Here is a 25,030-nt window from a genome sequence, read left to right as displayed (position 1 = left end):
AAGAGGTGAGATGAGGATGAAACCGATCGGTCGTTCATTTGATCAGCTAAAAGGGCGCGTAGATTTTCGTGTGAGATACAATCAGATTAAAGAAAGTGTGTTATCTGATGAAGATGTAAAAACTTTTTTACAGGAGCACCAAGAAGACATACACGAAGATATGATCAATCGCAGCTTGAACCGGCTTTTTGAATATGTGCAGCAGGCGAAGGGCTGTTCATATTGCTTAGATGAAGAGAACGTCAATGCGATTTTAGACGGTTATCACCCAAAGCTTGTGATTAAAGGTCAGAGTATTGATATTGAATATTCCCCTTGTCCAGTCAAGCTACGGCTCGATAGACAGAAAAAACAGCAAGAGCTCATGAAAAGCATGTACATTCCGCAAAATGTTCTTCAAGCAACGTTTGCTGATTTGAACGTGGTGGGAAGACAGGAAGTCATTCAAAAAGTAGGGCAATTCCTGCAAAGCTATGACGAGACGGGCAAAGGAAAAGGCTTATATTTACACGGAAAGTTTGGAGTAGGAAAAACGTATATTTTGGCAGCCATTGCGCAGCAGTTAGCGGAGAAGGAATATCCATCTCTCCTTGTGTACGTGCCTGAGTTTGTAAGAGAGCTAAAAAATTCGTTAGCCGATCATACATTAGAATCAAAACTGAACATGGTCAAATCCACTCCTATATTAATGCTTGATGATATAGGGGCTGAGTCGATGACAAGCTGGGTTCGAGATGAACTACTTGGAACGATTTTACAATATCGTATGGCAGAGCAGCTGCCGACTTTCTTCTCCTCTAATTTCTCACCAAGTGAACTGAAGCATCACTTTACGTACTCACAGCGCGGGGAAAAAGAAGAGGTCAAAGCTGCTCGTTTAATGGAACGGATTCTCTATTTAGCAGAGGCAGTCTTGCTCGAAGGAGAAAACCGCCGTCATTTATAAAAGTGTCTATCACGTGAAGGAGGAGCAAATGAAATGAACAAAAGAAAATGGCTACTTTTTCTCGTGATTACAGGTCTCGCTGTTTTACTTTGGTGGCTGAACAAACAGCATCTTCAGCTGGCGCCGAAAGATGTGAAGAATTGGGTGCTACAATTTGGACTGCTGGCTCCCTTTGTTTTTCTGTTCTTATCTCTTTTTCGCCCGTTTGTTCTTGTCCCGCTTACGGTCTTTTCGCTGGCAGCAGGTTTGGCCTTCGGAAGTGTTCTTGGGACGATTTATGCCCTCGTCGGTGCAACCGCCGGCGCATTAGGCTCCTTCCTGCTTGCTACAACCTTTCGTTCCAAAAAGAAGGAAACAGAATCAAGCAGCCGGAAGCTGAGAGCGGTGACATCCCGCATTCAGGAGCATGGGTTTCTTTACATTTTGTTATTGCGTATTGCCCCCATCCATTTTGACTTTGTCAGCTATGCGGCAGCAGCTTCACGTGCGAATTATCGTGCATTTACGGCAGCTACCTTTTTAGGTTTAATACCGGGTACAGTGGCCTTAAATGTCCTTGGTTCTAGCTTTGTCAGCGGCAATTATGCCGCCTTAGCAATCGTTTGTTTGATTTATCTCATCTTTATCTCAGTTCCGCTCGTTCTAAAAAGAAAGAGGCCTGATTTATTTTAGGCGTCTATTTTTTATGTTCTCCCCATATATATGTAACAGATGTCGTTAGGGGGGACAAACATGCTTGAAATAATCTTTGAAGATGAATATGATACCGCCGCTTTTTTACATCTTGCTGAACACTTGGACAGTCGGCATCACATGTCAATTCAACAAGGGAAAGACCGACTTCTCATAGAGGCGAAGGAATCAAAAGAAGGACTTGAGCCCATTGTGCGGCCATTACTGGTTCACTTTTTTTTGGAATGCAAAGAAAATGAGCGCATGCGCAGCATTCTTGAAAACACGTATTTATTTAAAGATCCTGAAGAACAGCACCAAATTCTTTCCATCGCCCACAGCATCATGAATGGGGATTTAGATGATATTCCCGGCATTCATCAAGAACCATCAAGAGAAGCCCTGTTAACAAAGGAGCTTGAGACGATTTCTTTACATCAAGGTATTTTTTCAATTGGCTCATTTATGACATTCAGGCTGTCAGAGTATGACAGGAGGCTGAAGAACTATGTTGAAGTCTCCATTGAAGAATACAAAATGGAACAAGAATATCAAAACTTTATTCAATCGCTTCGAGACTATGTGATGGCAAAAGAACCGAAGCTCGAAAAAGTACATGTTGTGCATCAAGATCGCCTGATGATTTGGGAATTTCGGTACGCTTCTGAGCGTGATCAAAAACAATACATAGACAGACAGTTTGTAAGAGAGCATCCAATGTATATTGATTCGCAGCTGATTGCACCACTCGTATCCATAGCGCCTCAAAAAATTGACCTGTTTACAAATGATACAGGTCACTCGATGGTACAAACCATTCAAAATATTTTTCAAGAAAGGGTCGAGGTATTCCCGGCTCATTCATTTCAAGAACACCATGTTCGATTTGTCCATGACCATTTGGAACAGAAAAGTGAAAAGCTTTCTTGATTTTCACGAAAAAACGTTTTATAATACGGTGTAACTTCATACAGAGACCGTATTGATAAGGACATGAACAAATGAACACCCGCTTAAAGAGAGGGAAGCCGAGGCTGAAAGCTTCCTAGCAGAGGACCATTTGCTTTACCACCTTTGAACATCAGCTGTGAACGTTTTAGTAATGGCTGACGGGGATTCCCGTTATCGAACCACAAGCCGTGTTTGCTTATGAAAAAGTAAGCTGCAAATACGGGAAAAAGGGTGGAACCACGATTCCGTTTTATTCAACCTCGTCCCTTTCCAGGGGGCGGGGTTTTTATATTGCCAAAAAAGGAGTGACCAGAGATGTCAGAACAAATTCAACTTACATTTCCAGATGGAGCGGTCAAGGAGTTTGACAAAACAGCTACAACAGAAGACATCGCGGCATCAATTAGCCCAGGCCTAAAGAAAAAAGCGCTTGCCGGTAAATTGAACGGCAAAGAAATAGATCTGCGTACGCCGCTACTAGAAAGTGGAACAATTGAGATCATCACAGATAAAAGTGATGAAGCACTCGACATTATGCGCCACAGCACAGCTCATTTGCTAGCACAGGCAATCAAACGCCTGTATGGAAAAGAACATCACGTTCAGTTTGGCGTAGGTCCTGTGATTGAAAATGGCTTCTACTACGATGTGGACATCGATGTTGCCATCACACCAGAAGATTTACCAAAGATTGAAAAAGAAATGAAAAAAATCATTAACAGCAATTTACCAATCGAGCGAATTGAAGTTTCAAGAGAAGACGCGAAAAAACGCTTTGAAGCGATTGGTGATCAATTAAAGCTTGAGCTGTTAGAAGCGATTCCAGAAGGTGAAGCTGTTACGATTTATGAGCAGGGTGAGTTCTTTGACCTCTGCCGCGGGATTCACTTGCCATCAACAGGGAAAATCAAAGAGTTTAAGCTGCTAAGCCTTGCTGGTGCATACTGGAGAGGTGACAGCAACAATCAAATGCTTCAGCGTATTTACGGTACAGCTTTCTTCAGCAAAGATGATCTAAATGAGCACTTACGCCTGCTTGAAGAAGCGAAAGAACGCGATCACCGTAAACTAGGAAAAGAGCTAAAACTGTTTGCGAACTCTCAAAAGGTAGGTCAAGGTCTACCACTTTGGCTGCCAAAAGGCGCAACGATCCGCCGCGTGATTGAGCGTTACATTGTCGATAAAGAAGTACGCCTTGGTTATGAGCATGTGTATACACCAGTTCTTGCAAATGTTGAATTGTATAAAACATCAGGGCACTGGGCGCATTATCAAGAAGACATGTTCCCTGTGATGGAAATGGACAACGAAGATCTTGTTCTCCGTCCAATGAACTGTCCGCACCATATGATGATTTACAAAAACGAGCCGCATAGCTATCGCGAATTGCCAATTCGTATTGCAGAGCTTGGTACAATGCACCGCTATGAAATGTCAGGTGCTTTATCCGGCCTTCAGCGTGTTCGCGGTATGACATTAAACGATGCCCATATCTTTGTTCGTCCAGATCAAATCAAAGACGAATTCATTCGTACAGTTCGCCTAATTGAAGAAGTGTATCAAGACTTTGGCTTGAATGACTACACATTCCGCTTATCTTACCGTGATCCAGAAGATACTGAGAAGTATTTCGACGATGATGCGATGTGGAATAAAGCACAATCGATGCTAAAGGATGCAATGGACGAGCTTGGTCATGACTATTATGAAGCAGAAGGCGAAGCGGCATTTTATGGTCCGAAGCTTGACGTGCAAGTGAAGACAGCTCTTGGAAAAGAAGAGACACTGTCTACTGTACAGCTTGATTTCTTACTTCCAGAGCGCTTCGATCTCACATATATTGGAGAAGATGGCAAGCACCATCGTCCAGTCGTGATTCATAGAGGTGTTGTTTCTACAATGGAGCGTTTTGTCGCCTTCTTAATTGAAGAATACAAAGGAGCCCTACCAACTTGGCTGGCACCTGTACAATTCCAAGTCATCCCAGTTTCACCGTCTGTCCATTTAGACTATGCGAAAAAAGTACAAGAACGTTTGCAGCTTGAAGGTCTTCGTGTTGAACTTGACAGCCGTGATGAAAAAATCGGATACAAAATTAGAGAAGCGCAAATGCAAAAGATCCCGTACATGCTAGTGGTCGGAGATCAAGAAGCAGAAAATGGCGCAGTCAATGTAAGAAAATACGGAGAGCAAGATTCAGAAACTATGGATCTTGAAGCCTTTGTGAAACATGCAGTCGCAGAAGCGAAAAAATAAATTTTTTCAAGTGAAGCAGCCAGTGATCTTTCTTTTTAGATCACTGGCTTTTTCTTTTGGGAAAATCCTCTACTGGTGATCCAGTCCTTTGAATGATACGTTTAGATAGTGCGAAAGTATGGGTAAGTATGTACTATCGGTTCGAGTTAAATTGGGGGAATGAAAGCGATGATGCAAACAACAAACACTTTATCATTACAAGTACTGGAGCGATCAGCAGTACTTCGGGCGTTGGAACACTCACTGGCGATGATTGAATTTGATGTGACAGGTGAAGTCCTATGGGTCAATGATATTTTTGCAAAAGCCATGGGCTATTCAGCGCGAGAGATGATTGGTTTAAAACATAAACAGTTTTGTCCTCCTCATATTGCAGAACATTCAAGCTATCAGATGTTTTGGAAGCGTTTGAAAGAGGGGCAAGTCTTTCAGGAAAAGGTGCAGCGGACGACGAAGAATGGTAACAGCTTATGGCTTGAAGCGACATATACACCTGTCCGAAATGAAGAGGGACACGTAGTGGGGGTAGTGAAAGTCGCAACAGACATAACAGAGAGAGAAAACACGATGAAACAGGTCGTAGATGACCTAAAGGAGATGTCTGCGAAATTAACGGAGCGAGCGGAAGTAGGCATCCAGCATAGCCAAAGAGTCAATGTCTCCTTTGATCATATAGCAAACGAAACAGATCAGAATATGAGCTTATTAAAAGGATTAAAAGAGCAGGTAGAGTCCATCAGCTCTATCGCTACAACGATTAACAGCATTTCCTCACAAACCCAGCTCCTTGCATTAAATGCGGCGATCGAAGCGGCCCATGCAGGTTCCTATGGAAATGGCTTTAGTGTAGTGGCGGCAGAAATTCGAAAGCTTGCAACGGATTCAAAAGAAGCGATCGTCAAAGTAGATCAATATGTAAAGGCGATTCATGCGGAAGTAGAGAAGGTCAGCAGCGGAACGAACCGTGCCAAAACAACGGTGTTTACAAATCGTGATCTTGTGAAGCAGACAAACGAGGAATTTATCAATATAGGAGAAGCAGCCCGCAATTTAGACAAGCAAGCGCAAAATCTAGCGGAAATTGTGTAGTTTAAGTAAACAAAAAAACACCCAATCTCGTTAGGAGAAGGGTGTTTTCTCGTTTGTTCTATTTTAAAATATCAAACAATTCATGTAAGTCTTTGATTTCATAATCTGGCGTGACATCTGTTTCATTCTTTTTGCCATGTCGATTGATCCAAACGGTTTGAATACCAACGCGAGATGCCCCAAGAATATCTGTTTTTGGATTGTCTCCCACCATGATCACATCATCTTTTGTTAGATTTAACAGCTGAAGGCAGTGCTCAAAGATACCTGGATCGGGTTTGCCTTTCCCGTAATCTCCTGAAATCACAATTTCGTTAAAATAAGGTGCGAGCTCAGGGACACCGGCCAGTTTTTCTTTTTGAAGACTAGGATCTCCGTTTGTTAAAAGGAGCAGTTCATAGTTACCTTTCAGGCGGTTTAAAACAGGGTACGTTTCTTCATAGACAAATGGACGTTTTCTCCGCTCGGCGGCAAAGAAATCAGCCAAATATTGTCCAAATGCTTCATCGTCAATTCCTGCTTCTTTTAAGCCATTGGTCCAAGCGTTCTTGCGATACTCTGGTGCAATGGCGTTCAATTTTTGAAAGCCTTCGCTAATCGGTTCACTAAAATTGGACCACAGGCCTTCGAAAGGATTAATTCCGATCATGACAGTATAATCATATGTTTCATAGGAAGAATACAGCTTTCTTGCTTCTTCACGAACAATCTGTTCAAATGTTTCTGGATTCAGTCCATATTTCTTTTCCGCTTCGCGGCATGTTTCCTGAAAAGTGGTATGAATGCTTTTTTCATCCCAAAGCAAAGTATCATCTAAATCGAAAAATACGGCTTTCATGATCTTCTCCCTTGTTATGTATGTGTTACCTTCAATTGCAAGTGACGGCTCAAGTTCATTTTACAATAGAAGATGAGGGCAATAAAGAAAAGATTTGAGAGATATTTGAACATTGACCGCACATGATAGAATAGAAAGACAGTAAATAATACATACATCAATTGAGGTGGCAGGTTTGCTTCATTTAATTATTATGATGATCGAGCGTGTCGGGATCATCGTTATTTTAGGGTTTGTGCTTGCCCATGTGAAGGGCTTTCGCAATCTATTGCTTCATAATGAAGGGTTTCGAAAAAAGGCAGTCCTTGTCTTTATTTTTGCTTCTTTTAGTATTATCAGCAATTACACAGGAATTGAAATCCAGCAGCAGATGGTCATGAACCATGAGTTTTCCTATCATCTCGGCTCGTCAAGCTCGATTGCCAATACGAGAATCATGGGGATCGAAATGGGCGGATTAATAGGAGGGCCGTTTGTTGGTATTGGCGCAGGGCTTTTAGCTGGTATTCACCGTTATTCATTAGGAGGAAGCACGGCACTCAGCTGTGCGATTTCTTCGATTTTAGCCGGTGTGATTGCAGGCTATGTCGGGAGTAGGTTTAAGCGGAAGAATCGAATGGTGACACCTCGCCAAGCCGCACTTTTTGGTGTGGCAATGGAATCGTTGCAGATGGTCATTATCCTTCTATTTGCAAAGCCATTTGCTGATGCTTGGGGGCTTGTGAGTATTATTGCCTTGCCGATGATTTTTGTGAATGGAATTGGCAGCTTTATCTTTTTATCAATCTTACAGTCAGTCATTCGGCAAGAAGAGCAAGCAAAGGCGATGCAGACACACCGCGTATTTTCAATCGCCGATCAAACGCTTCCTTTCTTCCGCCAAGGGTTAAATGAACAGTCATGTAAAAGTGTGGCGGAGATCATTCATCGATTAACAGAAACAGATGCGGTCTCCTTAACCGATACAGAAAAGATTTTAGCGCATGTTGGTGATGGGACAGATCATCATATTCCATCGAAAAGCCTCATTACAGGGCTGTCGAAACAAGTATTGATGAGCGGCAAAATTATGAAGGCACATTCGAAAGACGAAATCAATTGTTCAGTCCCGCATTGCCCGCTTCAAGCGGCGATTGTGCTGCCCCTCACCTCCAATGGTCAAACGATTGGAACATTAAAAATGTATTTCAATTCTCCGGTCGGATTAAGCAGGGTGGAAGAGGAGCTTGCAGAGGGTTTGGCGATGCTATTTTCTACACAGCTTGAGCTTGGGGAGGCGGAGACCCAAAGCCGTCTGCTAAAAGATGCAGAGATCAAAGCACTTCAAGCGCAAGTGAATCCGCACTTTTTATTTAACGCCATTAATACCATCTCTGTTTTGTGTAGAACGAATGTAGAGATGGCTAGGAAGTTGCTGCTTCAGCTGAGTATTTATTTTCGATCCAATTTGCAAGGCGCCCGCCAGCTGCTCATCCCACTTCATAAAGAAATACAGCATGTAGAAGCATATTTGTCACTTGAACAAGCAAGGTTTCCAAATAAATATCACGTGACCTTTCAAATTGAAAAGGAGCTGGAGCAGGTGATGATTCCGCCATTTGTGCTTCAGGTACTTGTTGAAAATGCAGTGAGACATGCTTTTCCTAAACATCAAACGAGCTGTGAAGTCATCGTATCCGCTGTGATGAAAGATGGACATGTCAATATGAAAGTGACGGATAATGGACAAGGAATCGAGAATGACAAGATGGCTCAGTTATTAAAAGCGCCTGTTGAATCAAAAGAAGGAACAGGTACGGCTCTTTTTAATTTAGATCAGCGGTTAAGAGGGATTTTTGGCAGACAAGCAGCTCTATCCATTCATAGCAGCCAAGGCACTGACATCTCATTTCGCATTCCAATGGACTATGTAAAAAAGGATGATTTTCGTTGATAAACGTATTAATCGTAGATGATGAAGTGTTAGCAAGAGACGAATTAAAATACTTATTACGCAGAACGAAAGAGGATGTTCAAATAGAGGAAGCAGAAAATATAGAATCAGCTTTTGACCGGATGGTGGATCATAAGCCGGACCTGCTCTTTTTAGACATTGATTTATCAGGTGAAAATGGATTTGATATTGCCAAAAGGCTCAACCGGATGTCTGATCCGCCAGCGATTGTATTTGCGACAGCCTTTGATCAATATGCGCTAAAGGCGTTTGAGGTCAGTGCGCTTGATTACTTAACAAAACCATTTGATGAAGAGCGGCTTTTGCAAACGATCCAAAAGTTTAAAAAGTGGAAGTCTGTTGAGACGCAAGACCACCAGCTATCAGATGAGAAAATTCCCCATCAGCAAAAATTAGCCATCTCAGTCGATGATTCAATTGTCATTCTGCAAGTAGAAGAGATCATGTATGTAGGGCTTAGTGAGGGAAAAAAGGTTGTAAAAACAAAGGATCACATGTACGAGGTCACAGAACCGCTTGTGGTCATTGAAAAGAAACTCCCTGAGGCTTACTTTATGAGGGTTCATCGAAGCTATATCGTGAACACCTCTCATATGAAAGAAGTACAGCCGTGGTTTAATTCGACGTATAATCTGCATATGACAGACGGATCGATTATTCCTGTCAGCCGTACGTACGCCAAAGAACTAAAGAAGTCGCTCCTACTAGAATAGGACGGCTTTTTTATTTGTATTTCAATACTCGTTTTCTGCATTTCATTCATTGAATCCGGTGAGTTTGATTGTAAACGCTTCATTCATTTATTTCATGCCGTATACTGAGGTCAGTCGAAGAAAGAGGTGAAGGGGCATGAGTGCCACTAAAGTATATGGATTTCTATCTCAAGCATTTATCTTTGCAACCGTAATGTTCGTTTCTAATCTCATTTCAATGTATTTACCCATTCCGATGCCTGCATCTGTGATTGGTCTAGTTCTATTATTTGTTTTGCTGACAACGAAAATCGTCAAACTGGAGCAGGTGGAGCAATTAGGTACATCATTGACAGGGCTCATTAGCTTTCTATTTGTTCCCTCTGGTATTTCGGTTATTCAATCACTAGGTGTCATGCAAGAAGTAGGTGTGCAAGTCGTCGGTGTTATCATCATTGCAACGATTATGTTGCTTGCAGCGACAGGGCTATTTTCACAGCTTCTCATGCAATTATCAGAAAAACCACAGAAACGTAAAGAGACAAAGGAGAGCAAATCGACTCCTTCTCATTCTAATAAACCAGCTTCAAGTACGCATTAAAGGAGAGATGCAGGATGGGTACAAGTACAATGAGTCCTTATTTTGGTATAGTCGTCTCATTAGTCGCCTTTGGAATCGGTACATTCTTATTTAAAAAATCAAAAGGCTTCTTCTTATTCACACCACTGTTTGTAGCCATGGTGTTAGGTATTTTATTTTTAAAAATTGGCGGTTTTTCCTATGCAGATTATAATGAGGGCGGCAAGATTATCAAGTTTTTCTTAGAGCCCGCGACCATTGCTTTCGCTATTCCGCTTTATAAGCAGCGTGCATTGCTTAAAAAATATTGGTGGCAGATTTTATCCGCTATTTTTGTAGGATCACTTTGTTCCATTACAATTGTGTATGTCGTAGCAAAAGGAATTCATCTTGATGCAGCTGTCATGAAAAGTATGCTCCCACAGGCAGCGACGACAGCGATTGCTCTTCCGATTTCAAAGGATATTGGCGGAATTGCAGATATCACAGCCTTTGCGGTCATATTTAATGCAGTCATCGTGTATGCGCTAGGTGCTTTCTTCTTAAAATGGTTTCGAATTAAAAATCCAGTGGCAAAAGGGCTTGCACTTGGTACATCAGGACATGCACTTGGCGTCTCTGTTGGAATTGAGATGGGTGAAGTAGAAGCGGCCATGGCAAGTATCGCCGTTGTGGTCGTAGGAGTTGTGACCGTCATTGTCATCCCAATCTTTATGCAATTCATCCTTTGATGGCGTCATTGTTTTGAAAAAGCCTTGCTCTATTCGTTTAATCATGCTAGAATGAAAAAGTTGTTTCAAGAGTTCGATTACTTGACGGACAAATGAAAATTGTGTAGAATAATTAACGAATTGAATAGATATCACAAGCAGAAGCACCCGCTTCTCACCTGATTGACACGTGTTTGTAGTTGACAGGTTGACCGTACATTTATTTTTTCATGCAAATGTTCGCAGTGTGGGTGTTTTATATGCCCACACTTTTTGTTTGCCTGTAAAACATACAACGAAATGGTCAAAATGAATTGTGAACTCAATTCAAAATCTCATGGAGGTGGCTCACTATTAGCAAAGATCAATTAGTTAATGAAGGTATTCGTGCGCGTGAAGTTCGTTTGATCGGACAAAATGGCGATCAGCTGGGAATTAAAACCCGCCAGGAAGCTCTGGAAATTGCTACGAAAGCCAATCTTGACCTTGTGTTAGTTGCTGCAAATGCAAAACCACCTGTTTGCCGAATCATGGACTACGGTAAGTTCCGATTCGAACAGCAGAAGAAGGAAAAAGAGGCACGTAAGAATCAAAAAATCATTAGCTTAAAAGAAGTTCGGTTGAGCCCGACAATCGATGAACATGATTTTAACACGAAGCTCCGTAATGCAATCAAATTCCTTGAAAAGGGCGATAAAGTGAAAGCTTCTATCCGCTTTAAAGGCCGTGCGATTACGCATAAAGAAATCGGACAGCGCGTGTTAGACCGTTTCTCTGAAGCTTGCGCTGAAGTAGCAACAGTAGAAACAAAACCTAAGATGGACGGACGCAGCATGTTCCTCATGCTTGCACCAAAAGTCGAAAAGTAAAGTAACAGAGGGAGGAAACATCCAATGCCAAAAATGAAAACTCACCGCGGATCTGCTAAACGTTTCAAAAAAACAGGTTCTGGTAAACTTAAACGTTCTCATGCGTACACAAGTCACTTGTTCGCTAACAAATCTACAAAGCAAAAACGTAAATTGCGTAAGAGCGCAATCGTAAGTGCTGGAGATTTCAAACGTATCAAACAACAACTTGCAAACATCAAGTAATCTGGAATAGGAATCATAGGAGGGAATTACAATGCCAAGAGTAAAAGGCGGAACTGTGTCGCGTCAGCGTCGTAAAAAGGTTCTTAAATTAGCAAAAGGTTATTTCGGTTCAAAACATAGATTATATAAAGTAGCAAACCAACAGGTGATGAAATCTGGAAACTACGCTTTCCGTGACCGTCGTCAGAAAAAACGTGACTTCCGTAAACTATGGATCACTCGTATCAATGCTGCAGCTCGCATGAACGGTCTTTCTTACAGCCGTTTAATGCATGGCCTAAAGCTTTCTGGTATCGAAGTAAACCGCAAAATGCTTGCTGACCTTGCTGTGAATGACCTAAGTGCATTCAATCAGCTTGCTGATGCTGCAAAAGCACAACTAGACAAGTAAGTCATATAAAAGATCATTCCGTCGAGGGATGATCTTTTTTGCTCATCATGTGAGGTGAAATAAATGAATATCGCGTTAATTGTGCTGCTCATCTTGGTAAATGGCTATGGTTTCTTTCTTATGGGAGAGGACAAGCGCCGGGCAAAAGCGCATAAATGGAGAATTTCAGAGGCGCACTTATGGAGTGCTGCCGTGCTTTTTGGGGCTGCTGGATCGTATGTAGGGATGCAGTATTTCCGTCATAAAACAAAGCATCCTGCCTTTCAAATTGGCATGCCCGTGTTAATCATGGTGCAGTTGATCATATTAGGATATATCAAGTTCATCTGAAAAAGGAGCAGACGCCATCAAGACGGCGTATCTGCTCCTTTCTTTTGTTTGATTTTTTTAATGGGCTGATCCCAATCAATTTTTGTTTGAGGATAACGTTCGATAATGTTTTCCTCCAATTTTTCAAAGTCTTCTAATGTAAATTCACTTAGCTTCTCAGGTGACTCCGTCCAAACGTAAATGGAGTGGACAAACAGAGGATGATCCTTAGAAGGAACATGCTTCTCCCCTTCAAACAAGACACCTTTATAGACGAAATTAAAATTTTTACGTGCATTTTGTTGTTCGTCCATAAAATAAAAGCCTTCTTTTAATTGTGCTTGTTTCAGCTTTCTTCTCGGATTTGAGAAGAATTTTACCGCCATGTAGAAGATGTAGACAAGCAGTGCAACAAGAGCTAGTCTAATGAGGATTACAAACATGACAGGATGCACCTCCAATACCGTTATCTGATGTACTACGAATGAAAAGGCCAAAAGGTTTCAACTTTATTTAAAAAAATATTTCGGAAAACGAAAAAATATTCATAAAAAGATCGTATTGAACGAAAGAGGTTTTGTATAATAAGAATGCACCATGAAGATAAAGGAGGATATATGGAATGACAAAGCTAGATCAAACATTAACTATGCTGAAAGACCTAACGGATGCAAAAGGGATTCCAGGAAATGAACGTGATGTCAAAAAAGTCATGCAGACATACATAGAATCATATGCAGATGAAGTCTCTAGTGACCGCCTTGGCAGCTTAATTGCTAAGAAGGAAGGAAACGCAAACGGACCTAAAATTATGCTGGCTGGTCACTTAGATGAAGTCGGATTCATGGTGACAAAAATTGATGACAAAGGCTACATTCGTTTCCAAACTGTCGGTGGATGGTGGTCACAGGTCATGCTCGCGCAGCGTGTCACCATTGTAACGAAAAAGGGAGACGTTACAGGGGTGATTGGCTCAAAGCCGCCACACGTCTTGTCACCTGAAGCACGAAAAAAGTCGATTGAGATTAAAGATATGTTTATTGATATCGGTGCATCAAGCAAAGAACAGGCAATGGAGTGGGGCGTTCTGCCTGGAGATCAAATCGTTCCTTATTTTGAGTTTACAGTGATGAATGATGAAAAAATGCTCCTTGCAAAAGCATGGGACAACCGTATCGGCTGTGCAGTAGCAATTGATGTCATGAAGAACTTACACAATACTCAGCATGAGAATATTGCTTATAGTGTTGCAACTGTACAAGAGGAAGTTGGCCTGCGTGGTGCCAAAACAGCAGCGTCTACAATTCAGCCTGATATTGGATTTGCCATTGATGTTGGTGTAGCAGGAGACACGCCGGGCATCACTGAAAAAGAAGCAACGAGCAAACTTGGCAAAGGGCCGACGATTGTTGTATTTGATGCTTCGATGGTATCTCATAAAGGGCTTCGCGATTTTGTTGTCCAAACAGCGGATGAATTGAACATCCCTTACCAATATGACTCCATGCCTGGCGGCGGGACAGATGCTGGCGGTATCCATTTAACAGGTCATGGTGTGCCATCACTATCGATCGGGATACCAAGCAGATATATCCATACCCATGCAGCGATGATTCACCGAGATGATTATGAAAATGCCGTGAAGCTTTTAACAGAAGTGATCAAAAGACTTGATCAAAAAACAGTTGAGCAGATCACGTACGGTTCTTAAGTAAGAAAGCCTTTCCTCAAATAGGGGAAGGGCTTTTTTATTTCAGTGAATTTCCCAGGAAATGAATGCTTTTTTTTCATTACGTCAAAAAGAACTGTTTTTGACAGAAGAAGAAAACATATTCTAGTGAATAAGGCACATGTGATCTGGCTTTTATTTTTGTAAGATGAAAGCAATAAAAAGGACAGAGCCTAAAGAATGCCCTGTCAAAAGAGAGTTTATGGAAGTAGGTGAAGATACCTCAAGAATAAACATATTATTCTTATTTGTCAACTAGGTTTTAAAAGAAAGAAAAATCAATCAATTTATGTTATATTTGTAACAAATTGTTTGTGCAAAGGGGATGGTTAAATGAATGCGGTTACAATTGTCATAGCTTCTATGTGTATTTTAGCGATTGCCTATCGTCTTTATGGCACTTTTATGATGGTCAAGGTCTTAAAGGTGACAGACGAACATCCTACACCAGCTCACACATTAGAGGACGGAAAAGATTATGTGCCAACCAATAAGTGGGTCACATTTGGGCATCACTTTGCTGCGATTGCAGCTGCCGGTCCGTTAGTGGGGCCGATTTTAGCCGCACAATTCGGGTATTTACCGGGTCTTCTTTGGCTGTTAATTGGCGCAGTGATTGGCGGAGCTGTACATGATCTTGTCGTCTTATTTGCGTCGATGAGAAAAAAGGGGAAATCGTTATCAGAGGTAGCGAAGGAAGAGCTAGGACCTGTCGCAGGATTTTGTACAGGGCTTGCGATGCTGTTTATCATTACGATCACAATGGCAGGTTTGTCCATGGTTGTGCTTCATGCGTTAGAACGTAACCCTTGGGGGACATTTGCAGTCGGAATCACGATTCCAATTGCGATGGGGGTTGGTCTTTATTATAAAAAGACAGGCAATTTAAAACTGGCGACAACTGCGGGATTTATTTTGCTGATGGTCGGTGTATTCCTTGGGCCGAATATTCAAGGAACGGCACTTGGCGATCTTTTAACACTTGATACAAAAACGCTTGCTCTTGCTTTACCGATCTATGCTTTTTTTGCTGCGGCATTGCCGGTTTGGCTGCTGCTTGCACCGAGGGACTATTTAAGTAGCTTTATGAAAATAGGTGTTTTTATCGCATTGATTGCTGGAATCTTTGTTGTCAATCCAACGATTCAATTCCCAGCGTTTACGGAGTTTGTCAATGGAGGAGGTCCTGTTTTAGCTGGTCCTGTCTGGCCGTTTATTTCGATTACTATTGCTTGCGGGGCCATTTCTGGTTTCCACGCATTTGTTGGATCTGGAACAACGCCTAAGATGCTTGATCGATGGAGCGATATGAAGCCTGTCGCTTTTGGCGCAATGCTAGTCGAATGTCTAGTTGGAATTATGGCGTTAATTGCCGCTACGGCTCTTCATCCAGGTGATTATTTTGCGATAAATAGCACGCCAGAAGTGTTCAGAACACTCGGGATGAGTGTCGAGAACCTTTCGCAGCTGAGTAAGGAAATTGGTCTTGATTTAGAAGGAAGAACGGGTGGAGCTGTGACATTAGCTGTAGGAATGGCGTATATCTTTACGGGAATTCCGTTCTTTGGTCATTTGGCGTCTTATTTTTTCCAATTTGTCATTATGTTTGAAGCTGTCTTTATTTTAACCGCTATTGATGCAGGAACACGTGTGGCTCGTTATTTAATTCAAGACTTTTTTGGCGAAGCTTATAAACCGCTTAAACGAAATGACTGGGTCCCTGGGTCGGTGTTCGCAAGTGCGCTTGCTTGTTTTATGTGGGGGTATTTACTTTACTCTGGAGACATCGGGTCCATTTGGGCACTGTTTGGGGTGTCAAACCAGTTAATGGCATCGGTCGGACTTATCATCGGAGCAACCGTTGTATTAAAAATTGCAGATAAAAGGCGCTATATGCTGACTTGTTTAATTCCGCTTGCTTACTTATATGTGACAGTGAATTATGCGGGCTATTGGATGGTAGCAAATGTATACCTTAATCCCGAGGCATCGGGTTACAGTGTGCTGAATGCGGTGCTGTCAATCATTATGCTGATCTTAGGATTTGTGATTATTGTGTTTGCGATTAAAAAATGGGTTGACATTTGGCGTGATCCAGCGCTTCGAATGGAAACACCGATCACTGGCTAAATGAAAAAGCCGGTTTGCTATGATAAGCAAACCGGCTTTTTTTATTGCTGCTGATGAGGCTTTAAGCCTTGCTCTAATGTTTCAAGAATCTCGTTCTTCTCGTTTTCTGATGCTTCTTGCCATAGCACTTCAAACAACACGCCAAGGCCTGGCAACATTTTTTCCTCACCGCTTTGAATGGCATCTAAAATCGTATGCTCAAGCTGTTCTTGATTATGGCCAGTAATGTTTTGAATGACTGCGCCTCTTAAATTAAAATCCATTACCCACACTCCTTTTTTGATGGTGATAGCCCTATTCTGTCTCAAAGACAGGTTTATTATGTAGTGTGCATGAGATATAATAAATTCATGATATTTAAAGGAGTTAAAGTCACTTGAAATATATAGAATCAGCAAAAAACACACACATTAAACAGTGGAAAAAGCTCCATACGAAAAAAGAACGAACGAAAACGGGGCTGTTTCTCGTGGAGGGAATCCACTTAGTCGAAGAAGCATTGAAGAGCCGAGCTGTGAAAGAATTAATGGTCACATCGCCTGATAAGCTTCCTTCTCATATCGATCCTGACATTGAGCTTTATGAACTGAGCGAAGAAGCCTTTTTTGCCATGACCGAAACGGAAACGCCTCAGCACATCGCGGCAGTTTGTACAGTTCCTGTATTTGAAGAAAAGAAGTATGAACGACTTCTTCTGTTAGATGCAGTGCAGGACCCAGGTAATTTAGGCACACTCATTCGGACAGCAGATGCAGCAGGTCTTGATGCTGTGATCTTAGGCGATGGAACAGTTGATGCGTATAACGGAAAAACGCTCCGTTCCGCACAAGGGTCACATTTCCACCTACCCATTTTAAAGCAAAGCCTTCAGCAGACCATAGCAGCATGTAAGGAGCAAGGCATTCCTGTATACGGAAGCGCGCTAAACAATGCGAAAGCGTATAAAAGCGTAACGGCAGAAGGTCCGTTTGCGTTGATTGTGGGTAATGAAGGAGGGGGTATAAACCCAGAGATTCGTCAAATGACTGACCACAATTTATATGTGCCAATGTATGGACAGGCTGAATCATTAAATGTGGCTGTTGCAGCGGCAGTTCTTGTTTATCATTTGCGTGGATAGTGTTGCAACATGCGCTCATTTTCACTATAATGAAACTAATATTTTAAAAACCATGATAGAGGAAGATTGTTTCAAGGAGCGGCCTTATAGGGAGAATGCATCGTAGACTGAAAGTGCATTTAAGGAATGCGGAAACAGGAATTCACTTCTGGAGTTGTCACCGGGACCGCAAGCTTTGCGTAAAGGTGAACCGGATTCGTTTGATTCCGTTATGTCAATGAAGCTTATTCGCACATGTATTTGTGCTTAACAAGGGTGGTACCGCGACCACAACTCGTCCCTTCTTTTCTAGAGGGGACGGTTTTTTTTATTGTCTTCAAACGATCAAACAGCCGTTTATCCAGGCGGTTTTGTATATCAAAAGGAGGATTACACTCATGCAAGAAACGTTAAAACAGCTTGAAACAGAAGCGATAGCGAAGGTTGAAGCAGCTAGCTCGCTCAAAGAAGTCAATGACATACGTGTTCAATATTTAGGGAAAAAAGGACCGATCACAGAGGTACTCCGCGGAATGGGCAAGCTCTCCGCAGAAGAAAGACCGAAAATGGGCGCACTCGCAAACGAAGTGAGAGAGCAGATTGCTGGTGCTATTGCTGAAAAAAATGAACAGCTGGAAAAAGAAGAAGTGAAGAAGAAACTTGCGTCTCAAACGATCGATGTGACATTGCCAGCAAACCCAATCAAAATAGGGGCAAGACATCCATTAACGATTGTTGTTGAAGATATTGAAGATTTATTTATTGGCATGGGCTATACCGTTGAAGAAGGTCCTGAGGTAGAAACGGATTACTATAACTTTGAAGCGCTGAATCTTCCAAAGGAGCATCCGGCACGTGATATGCAGGACAGCTTCTACATTACCGAGGATACACTGCTCAGAACACAAACGTCACCAGTTCAAGCGCGTACACTTGAAAAATATAAAGGACAAGGTCCTGTGAAAATCATTTGCCCTGGGAAAGTATATAGACGAGACAGTGATGACGCGACTCATTCACATCAATTTATGCAGATTGAAGGGCTTGTTGTTGATCACAATATTAGCATGAGTGATCTAAAAGGTACGCTTGAAACAGTCGCAAGAAAAATGTTTGGTGAAGATCGTGAAATTAGACTGCGTCCAAGCTTTTTCCCATTCACAGAACCATCTGTAGAAGTGGATGTGTCTTGCTTTAAATGTGGAGGAAAAGGCTGTTCTGTATGTAAAGGAACAGGCTGGATTGAGATTTTAGGAGCTGGAATGGTTCATCCGAATGTCCTGAAAATGAGCGGATTTGATCCGGAAACTTACCAAGGCTTTGCTTTTGGAATGGGTGTTGAACGGATTGCGATGCTCAAATACGGCATTGATGATATTCGTCATTTCTACACAAATGATATTAGATTCACAAAGCAATTCAAGCAGGACTAAGAGGAGGAAATCAACATGTTTGTTTCATATAAATGGTTAGAAGACTATGTCGATTTAGAAGGCATTCAGCCGGATGAATTAGCAGAAAAAATCACAAGAAGTGGAATTGAAGTGGAAGCCGTTGAATATAAAGGCGAAGGCATTAAAGGAGTTGTCGTTGGACACGTCGTGGAGCGAGAACAGCACCCGAATGCCGACAAATTAAACAAATGTCTCGTGGATATCGGAGAAGACGAACCGGTTCAAATAATTTGCGGGGCGCCGAATGTGGATAAAGGTCAATATGTGGCTGTCGCAACGGTTGGCGCAGTCCTTCCTGGGAACTTTAAAATTAAAAAAGCAAAGCTGCGCGGCGAAGAGTCTCATGGCATGATTTGTTCTCTGCAAGAATTAGGTGTCGAAAGCAAACTCGTACCAAAAGAATATGCAGAAGGTATTTTTGTTTTCCCAAATGACGTCAACCCCGGGGAAGATGCCCTTCAGGCACTTCAGTTAGACGATGCAGTACTTGAGCTTGGCTTAACGCCAAACCGCGCGGATGCCCTGAATATGCTAGGTGTTGCCTATGAGGTTGCAGCCATCTTAGGGAAAGAGATCAAACTTCCTGATACAGCACATGACACGTCTTCAGAAAAAGCAGCAGACTATATTTCTGTGAAAATTGAAGATCAAGAAGCGAATCCACTTTATGCTGCGAAGATCATTAAAAATGTAAAGATTGGACCAGCACCGCTTTGGATTCAAACAAGATTGATGAATGCAGGCATTCGCCCAATTAACAATGTCGTCGATATTACAAACTTTGTACTGCTTGAATACGGTCAGCCACTTCATGCATTTGATTATGATCGCTTTGGTTCAAAGCAAGTGGTCGTACGTAAAGCAACTGATAGTGAAAGCATTCAAACACTTGATGAGCAAGAGCGTACACTTTCATCAAAGCATCTTGTCATCACGAATGGCACGAAAGCGCACGCTGTCGCAGGCGTCATGGGCGGCCTTGAATCAGAGGTGCGTGATGAAACGACAACGATTCTCTTAGAAGCGGCATATTTCAACGGTCAAACAGTCCGTCAAGCATCTAGAGATTTAGGGCTTCGCAGTGAATCAAGCGCACGATTTGAAAAAGGACTTGATCCGCAACGTACGAAATCAGCAGCCGAAAGAGCAGCGCAATTGATCAGCATCTATGCAGGTGGTGAAGTGTTAAGTGGGACTGTGGAGGAAAACCACCTTGAAACAAATATGAATGTCATCCACGTATCCACTGAGCGTGTGAACAAGGTGCTTGGCATGAGCATTTCAAAAGAAGATATGATTCAAATTTTCAACAAACTGGGCTTTACAGTGGGCGAATCAAATGACGTACTTGTTGTAACGGTTCCTTCTCGCAGAATGGATATCACAATTGAAGAAGATCTCATTGAAGAAGTTGCGAGATTATACGGCTACGATAATATCCCATCTACACTACCTGCGACAGCTGGTACAGTTGGAGGTCTCACGCCATACCAAGTGAAGCGTAGAAAGGTGAGACGTTTCTTAGAAGGCGCAGGTCTTTCTCAAGCGATCACGTATTCATTGACAAATCAGCATAAATCTACTGCCTTTGCATTGAATTCAGCTTATAAAACAAGACTTTCCTTGCCAATGAGTGAGGAACGAAGTGTGCTTAGACAAAGTCTGCTGCCAAACTTACTTGATTCAGTTGCCTATAACTTGGCTAGACAAGCTGATTCATTTGGCTTTTATGAAACGGGTTCTGTGTTCTTAGCAGAAGCTGAAGGGGCAAAACCAGTGGAAAAAGAACATGTCGCTGGGGCGCTGACAGGCTTATGGCATAAAAATCTTTGGCAGGGCGAGAAAAAAGCTGTCGATTTTTATGTAGCGAAAGGAATTGCAGAAGGTCTATTTGAAAAGCTTGGTGTATCAGGCCAAATCACATATGTTCAAGCAGAGCGTGAAGGTCTTCACCCAGGACGTACAGCAGATGTTCATTTAAATGGAAAAGTCATTGGGTTTGTTGCTGCGCTTCATCCAGTCGTTGAAAAGGAATTAGATTTAAAAGAAACATATGTCTTCGAGTTTGATTTAACAGATGTGATGACGTCTGAATCCAAGGATATGAAATATACAGCAATTCCGAGATTCCCTGCTGTGACAAGAGATATTGCACTTGTCGTAGATCAGCATATCTCAAGCGGACAGCTGGAGCAGGTCATCTTTGAAGCAGGCGGGAATTTACTGACTGATCTATCCGTCTTTGATGTGTATGAAGGTGAACACATGGAAGAAGGCAAAAAGTCTGTTGCATTCTCTCTCCAATATTTAAATCCGGAACAAACATTGACAGAGGAAGAAGTCAACGCTGTTCATACAAAAGTATTGAAAGCATTAGAAGATACGTATCAAGCCGTCTTGCGCGGTTAAAGAAAAAAGAGCTAAGGCCGTATTGGCCTAGCTCTTTTTTATAACCATTTTTTCGCTTTTTGTGTGTTGGCAAAATGCAGTTTTGTAAATTGACGTAGAGCCTCTTCGCCGTGCAGCTTGATGAGCTTTGCAGCGGCCTTGTCCACATGAGGACCTGCTCCCTTTGGAATCTCAAACCCTGCTGCTTCAGATAACTTATCCATTTCAATTAAAAAAGCGTACCTTGCAATAATGGAAGCGGCAGCAACTGACAAATGAATGCCTTCTGCTTTTGTGCTAAAGTACGTCCGCTCCCGAATGATTTTTTTTCCAGCAAGATGCTTAAAATAAATACCCGGTTCTGCAAATTGGTCAATCAAAATAGCTTCAGGCTGTTTCCCATCTAATTTCTCCAGCGCAGAGGTGATCACTTGGTTGTGAAGGAGCGCCTTCATTTTCCCTTGGCTCATGCCCTTTTCCTGCATGGCATTATACTTTTCATTTCGTAGTACGAGAAGGCTGAACGGAATGGTTTTGATGAGATCTTTAGCAATGTTGATAATTTGCGGGTCTTTTAGGCCTTTTGAGTCTTTTACGCCAAGCTCTTTCATGAGAGCAAGGTGGCTAGCATCAACATAGGCGGCACAGACCGTTATCGGTCCAAAATAATCACCAGTTCCTACTTCATCTGAACCGATGACGGACATAGAGGCAATCCCTGACGGCGGACTATATTTTGTGACAGCAGGTGTTTTTGAACTTTTCGGATCAGTTGCTTTTAAATGGCTGAATTGACTGGCTTCAGCTTCAGCCTTTTGTCCTTGAAATAGCACTTTTCCAGATCGATAAGCTGTAATCGTACAGCCAGGAACCTTTGCTTGAAAAAGGGCGCCTGGTGGTAACGTATCAGTTAGGTGGTGCGCATACGCGCTCTTCATCTTTTTAAGGTCTTCTGATGTTGCTTTTAAGACGGATTGGGGCACAGTGGATAACTCCTTTTTACCTTGATATCATTGATTTCTAAAGTGTACCATAACAGGGAAGGGCTCGTCTTTCCATTCAATGTCTAAACATGTTATGATAGAGACTAGGATTCTCGTGGAATGGAGGAGAAACGTTGTCTGACGGCGGTAAAACGAAAACAACAGTTGAGATTTACGGACAGTCCTATACGATCATCGGTCAAGAAACGAAGATGCATATGCGACACGTTGCTTCAATTGTTGATGATAAAATGAGAGAAATAAATGAAAAAAACCCATACCTTGATATAAACAAATTAGCTGTACTGACAGCAGTCAATGTCGTCCACGACTACTTGAAATTAAAAGAGCAATACGAAAAACTAGAGATTCAGCTTAAAGAAAAGGAATGAAATTACCGTGATCGATATCATCATTTTGTTTTTGCTTCTTATGGGAACGCTTGTCGGTCTAAAACGCGGGTTTATTCTTCAATTTATTAAATTGATCAGCTTTGTTGTTTCTATCTTAGTGGCTTCCATGTTTTATCAGTCACTTGCACCACAGCTTACGTGGATTCCAGCACCTAATTTTAGCGGCGGTCAAGCGCAGCTCGCTTTCTTTAGTGGGAATCTAGAAACAGCTTATTATAATACCATTGCGTTTATCATTCTGTTTATCTTGACCAAAATCCTGCTCGCCATCATTGGCGGATTGCTCACAACCATTGCAAGTATACCTGTAATTAAGCAGGTCAACAAACTGCTTGGCGGTGTTTTAGGATTTCTTGAAACCTATCTATTTGTATTTATTCTCTTGTTTGTCGCTGCATTACTTCCAGTCGATGCACTGCAAACAATGTTGAGCAAATCGATATTAGCAGATGCGATCGTAAGCCACACCCCTTATCTGTCCGGTCTTGTCAAAGACTTATGGACGACGTATGGAGTTTAAAAACTTCTCCTATCTTGGAGAAGTTTTTTCTCATTCCATGACAGAAAGTTGTAGGATGAAGGAAAAGTTTGTATATTTATAAATGAAGATGCCAAAGCGGCTGGAGGATGAGAGATGAATAAAAAAGATATTATCAAACTTCTTGAAACAATTGCAGTCTATATGGAGCTAAAAGGAGATAATCCTTTTAAAATTTCTGCCTTTCGTAAAGCAGCAGCGGCACTGGAACAAGATGACCGCAGCCTTTCTCAAATAGATGATCTATTAGCATTACCCGGCATTGGAAAAGGAACCTTTGCTGTGATCACTGAGTATATCGAAAAAGGACAATCAGAAACACTCGAACAATTAAAAAAGGAAGTGCCTGAAGGACTTGTCCCGCTTTTGAAATTGCCAGGACTCGGCGGGAAGAAGATCGCTAAGCTTTACCAAGAGCTTGGCGTCCATGATGCACAGTCTCTAAAAGAAGCATGCGAAGCGGAAAAGGTACAAGCGCTTGCTGGCTTCGGGAAAAAAACAGAAGAAAAGATTCTTGCAGCTCTTGAGGAAGCAGGAAAGCAGCCAGAACGACTGCCAATTGGCTTTGCATTAGATGTGGCAGAGAGGATTGATCATGCACTTGAAGAGATGAAAGGTATCATCCGTTTTTCAAGAGCCGGCAGCTTAAGACGTGCACGCGAAACCGTCAAAGATTTAGATTATATCATTGCAACAGACAATCATGAGCAAGTCAGAGAACAACTTGTTGCACTTGATGATGTGAAAGATGTAATCGCAAGCGGTGATACGAAAGTATCTGTTGTGCTTGCCCTTGATTTTGAAATCAGTGTTGATTTCAGGCTTGTGACATCAGATCAATTCGCAACGACGCTGCACCATTTCACTGGCTCAAAAGATCATAATATTCGAATGCGTCAGCTTGCGAAGGAACGCGGAGAGCGCATTAGCGAATATGGTGTGGAAACGATTGAAACTGGAGAAGTAAAAACGTTTAAAGACGAAAGCGCTTTTTATGCGCATTTTCAACTTCCGCTCATTCCACCAGAAATTCGTGAAACCGGAGCAGAGATTGATACGTATAAAGAAAGTATGCAGTTTGTAGAATTGAGAGATATCAAAGGCGACCTACATATGCACTCGACATGGAGTGACGGAGCTTTCTCTATTCGTGAAATGGCGGAAGCATGTATCGCAAAAGGCTATGAATACATGGCGATTACAGACCACTCGCAATATTTAAAAGTAGCCAACGGTTTAACAAAAGAACGTTTGCGTTTGCAAGCAAAAGAAATTGATAAGTTGAATCAGGAATTCGAGCATTTTCACATATTCAAAGGGGTCGAAATGGATATCCTGCCTGATGGATCGTTAGATTATGATGATGACTTTTTAAAAGACATGGATTTTGTCATTGCGTCTATTCATTCTAGCTTCTCTCAGCCGGAAGAAGTCATTATGGAACGCCTTGAAAATGCCTTGCGTAATCAACATGTTGATTTAATTGCACATCCAACAGGCCGTTTAATCGGTAGACGGGATGGCTATGCCTTAAATATAGATCAGCTCATAGAGCTTGCGAAGAAAACAGGCACTGCACTTGAACTCAACAGCAATCCATCAAGACTTGATTTGAAAACAGAGCACTTAATCAAAGCAAATGAAGCGGGTGTGAACATCATGATCAATACAGATGCGCACAACATCGCCATGCTGGAACATATGGAAGTTGGTGTAACAGCTGCAAGAAAGGGCTGGACACAAAAAGGAAATGTCGTGAATACTTTTACTCTAAACGAGATCAAAAAGTTTTTAACGCGTGACAGGTAGTCGTT

Annotated in this window: 25 protein-coding genes and 1 other annotated feature; of the genes, 21 read left to right on the top strand and 4 right to left on the bottom strand. The window is 42.0% G+C overall.

Features of this window, described 5'->3' with window-relative positions; translation table 11 throughout:
• The first annotated feature begins 16 nt into the window (after nucleotides 1-16).
• From dnaI to NKR21_RS14355, 5 genes are all read left to right on the top strand, one after another.
• Nucleotides 17-946, top strand: a complete 930-nt coding sequence (gene dnaI, locus NKR21_RS14375) for a primosomal protein DnaI (RefSeq protein WP_144455564.1) — start codon at nucleotides 17-19, stop codon at nucleotides 944-946.
• Between the two features lie 33 nt (nucleotides 947-979).
• Nucleotides 980-1,618 carry a TVP38/TMEM64 family protein gene (locus tag NKR21_RS14370; protein ID WP_144455566.1) on the top strand — a complete coding sequence of 213 codons (639 nt, stop codon included), beginning with the start codon at nucleotides 980-982 and terminating at the stop codon, nucleotides 1,616-1,618.
• Between the two features lie 60 nt (nucleotides 1,619-1,678).
• Nucleotides 1,679-2,548, top strand: a complete 870-nt coding sequence (gene ytxC, locus NKR21_RS14365; RefSeq protein ID WP_012010847.1) for a putative sporulation protein YtxC — start codon at nucleotides 1,679-1,681, stop codon at nucleotides 2,546-2,548.
• Between the two features lie 336 nt (nucleotides 2,549-2,884).
• Nucleotides 2,885-4,825 carry a threonine--tRNA ligase gene (gene thrS, locus NKR21_RS14360; RefSeq protein ID WP_012010846.1) on the top strand — a complete coding sequence of 647 codons (1,941 nt, stop codon included), beginning with the start codon at nucleotides 2,885-2,887 and terminating at the stop codon, nucleotides 4,823-4,825.
• Nucleotides 4,826-4,993: 168 nt separating this feature from the next.
• Entirely contained in the window at nucleotides 4,994-5,914 is a 921-nt protein-coding gene (locus tag NKR21_RS14355) for a methyl-accepting chemotaxis protein (protein WP_144455568.1), read from the top strand.
• A gap of 58 nt (nucleotides 5,915-5,972) precedes the next feature.
• Here NKR21_RS14355 and NKR21_RS14350 read toward each other — a convergent pair whose 3' ends face one another.
• Nucleotides 5,973-6,752, bottom strand: a complete 780-nt coding sequence (locus NKR21_RS14350; RefSeq protein ID WP_012010844.1) for an HAD family hydrolase — start codon at nucleotides 6,750-6,752, stop codon at nucleotides 5,973-5,975.
• A gap of 175 nt (nucleotides 6,753-6,927) precedes the next feature.
• On the opposite strand from NKR21_RS14350, the gene NKR21_RS14345 reads away from it, so the two are divergent.
• From NKR21_RS14345 to NKR21_RS14310, 8 genes are all read left to right on the top strand, one after another.
• On the top strand, nucleotides 6,928-8,685 hold the full coding sequence (locus tag NKR21_RS14345; RefSeq protein WP_012010843.1) for a sensor histidine kinase: 1,758 nt from the start codon (nucleotides 6,928-6,930) through the stop codon (nucleotides 8,683-8,685).
• Entirely contained in the window at nucleotides 8,682-9,419 is a 738-nt protein-coding gene (locus tag NKR21_RS14340; RefSeq protein WP_044139936.1) for a LytR/AlgR family response regulator transcription factor, read from the top strand. Before NKR21_RS14345 ends, NKR21_RS14340 begins: the two co-directional genes overlap by 4 nt.
• A 136-nt stretch (nucleotides 9,420-9,555) precedes the next feature.
• On the top strand, nucleotides 9,556-9,999 hold the full coding sequence (gene lrgA / locus NKR21_RS14335) for an antiholin-like murein hydrolase modulator LrgA (protein WP_012010841.1): 444 nt from the start codon (nucleotides 9,556-9,558) through the stop codon (nucleotides 9,997-9,999).
• A 14-nt stretch (nucleotides 10,000-10,013) separates the two neighbouring features.
• A complete protein-coding gene (gene lrgB / locus NKR21_RS14330; protein WP_186299619.1) occupies nucleotides 10,014-10,709 on the top strand; it encodes an antiholin-like protein LrgB in 696 nt (231 codons plus the stop codon).
• Between the two features lie 129 nt (nucleotides 10,710-10,838).
• Nucleotides 10,839-10,970 (top strand) — a sequence feature (ribosomal protein L20 leader region).
• A gap of 71 nt (nucleotides 10,971-11,041) precedes the next feature.
• Nucleotides 11,042-11,557, top strand: coding sequence for a translation initiation factor IF-3 (gene infC / locus NKR21_RS14325; protein ID WP_024718649.1), 516 nt, complete (start codon nucleotides 11,042-11,044; stop codon nucleotides 11,555-11,557).
• Between the two features lie 24 nt (nucleotides 11,558-11,581).
• Nucleotides 11,582-11,782 (top strand): 50S ribosomal protein L35, encoded by a 201-nt coding sequence (gene rpmI / locus NKR21_RS14320; protein WP_003216324.1) that lies wholly within the window; start codon nucleotides 11,582-11,584, stop codon nucleotides 11,780-11,782.
• Between the two features lie 31 nt (nucleotides 11,783-11,813).
• Complete coding sequence (gene rplT / locus NKR21_RS14315; protein ID WP_003216409.1) at nucleotides 11,814-12,173, top strand: 50S ribosomal protein L20; 360 nt, start codon at nucleotides 11,814-11,816, stop codon at nucleotides 12,171-12,173.
• 63 nt (nucleotides 12,174-12,236) lie between these two features.
• Nucleotides 12,237-12,503: a DUF1294 domain-containing protein gene (locus tag NKR21_RS14310; RefSeq protein WP_144455570.1), complete on the top strand. Its 267-nt coding sequence runs from the start codon at nucleotides 12,237-12,239 to the stop codon at nucleotides 12,501-12,503.
• Nucleotides 12,504-12,520: 17 nt separating this feature from the next.
• On the opposite strand, the gene NKR21_RS14305 is transcribed toward NKR21_RS14310, so the two are convergent.
• The gene (locus tag NKR21_RS14305) at nucleotides 12,521-12,925 is read right to left on the bottom strand and encodes a hypothetical protein (RefSeq protein WP_003216690.1); all 405 of its coding nucleotides are present in this window, start codon (nucleotides 12,923-12,925) and stop codon (nucleotides 12,521-12,523) included.
• Nucleotides 12,926-13,104: 179 nt separating this feature from the next.
• On the opposite strand from NKR21_RS14305, the gene NKR21_RS14300 reads away from it, so the two are divergent.
• On the top strand, nucleotides 13,105-14,193 hold the full coding sequence (locus tag NKR21_RS14300; RefSeq protein ID WP_144455572.1) for a M42 family metallopeptidase: 1,089 nt from the start codon (nucleotides 13,105-13,107) through the stop codon (nucleotides 14,191-14,193).
• Nucleotides 14,194-14,544: 351 nt separating this feature from the next.
• Complete coding sequence (cstA, locus tag NKR21_RS14295) at nucleotides 14,545-16,341, top strand: carbon starvation protein CstA (RefSeq protein ID WP_144455574.1); 1,797 nt, start codon at nucleotides 14,545-14,547, stop codon at nucleotides 16,339-16,341.
• Between the two features lie 41 nt (nucleotides 16,342-16,382).
• Here the strand turns inward: cstA and sspI are convergent, their stop codons facing one another.
• Nucleotides 16,383-16,604, bottom strand: coding sequence for a small acid-soluble spore protein SspI (sspI, locus tag NKR21_RS14290; protein WP_003216243.1), 222 nt, complete (start codon nucleotides 16,602-16,604; stop codon nucleotides 16,383-16,385).
• 113 nt (nucleotides 16,605-16,717) lie between these two features.
• Here sspI and NKR21_RS14285 point away from each other — a divergent pair, with 113 nt between their 5' ends.
• From NKR21_RS14285 to pheT, 3 genes are all read left to right on the top strand, one after another.
• Entirely contained in the window at nucleotides 16,718-17,461 is a 744-nt protein-coding gene (locus NKR21_RS14285) for a TrmH family RNA methyltransferase (protein ID WP_144455576.1), read from the top strand.
• A gap of 377 nt (nucleotides 17,462-17,838) precedes the next feature.
• Nucleotides 17,839-18,873, top strand: coding sequence for a phenylalanine--tRNA ligase subunit alpha (gene pheS, locus NKR21_RS14280; RefSeq protein ID WP_012010834.1), 1,035 nt, complete (start codon nucleotides 17,839-17,841; stop codon nucleotides 18,871-18,873).
• Between the two features lie 15 nt (nucleotides 18,874-18,888).
• Nucleotides 18,889-21,303, top strand: coding sequence for a phenylalanine--tRNA ligase subunit beta (gene pheT / locus NKR21_RS14275; protein ID WP_088001969.1), 2,415 nt, complete (start codon nucleotides 18,889-18,891; stop codon nucleotides 21,301-21,303).
• Between the two features lie 38 nt (nucleotides 21,304-21,341).
• On the opposite strand, the gene rnhC is transcribed toward pheT, so the two are convergent.
• On the bottom strand, nucleotides 21,342-22,265 hold the full coding sequence (gene rnhC, locus NKR21_RS14270; protein WP_012010832.1) for a ribonuclease HIII: 924 nt from the start codon (nucleotides 22,263-22,265) through the stop codon (nucleotides 21,342-21,344).
• A gap of 134 nt (nucleotides 22,266-22,399) precedes the next feature.
• Here rnhC and zapA point away from each other — a divergent pair, with 134 nt between their 5' ends.
• From zapA to polX, 3 genes are all read left to right on the top strand, one after another.
• Entirely contained in the window at nucleotides 22,400-22,657 is a 258-nt protein-coding gene (gene zapA / locus NKR21_RS14265; RefSeq protein WP_012010831.1) for a cell division protein ZapA, read from the top strand.
• Nucleotides 22,658-22,664: 7 nt separating this feature from the next.
• Nucleotides 22,665-23,198, top strand: coding sequence for a CvpA family protein (locus NKR21_RS14260; RefSeq protein ID WP_012010830.1), 534 nt, complete (start codon nucleotides 22,665-22,667; stop codon nucleotides 23,196-23,198).
• 114 nt (nucleotides 23,199-23,312) lie between these two features.
• Nucleotides 23,313-25,025, top strand: a complete 1,713-nt coding sequence (gene polX, locus NKR21_RS14255; protein ID WP_012010829.1) for a DNA polymerase/3'-5' exonuclease PolX — start codon at nucleotides 23,313-23,315, stop codon at nucleotides 25,023-25,025.
• Nucleotides 25,026-25,030 lie beyond the last annotated feature (5 nt).

Source organism: Bacillus sp. 1735sda2 (assembly GCF_024159245.1).
GTDB lineage: Bacteria > Bacillota > Bacilli > Bacillales > Bacillaceae > Bacillus > Bacillus pumilus_O.
Note: the sequence above shows the minus strand (reverse complement) of the source record. Positions and strands in the feature narration are given on the sequence as shown.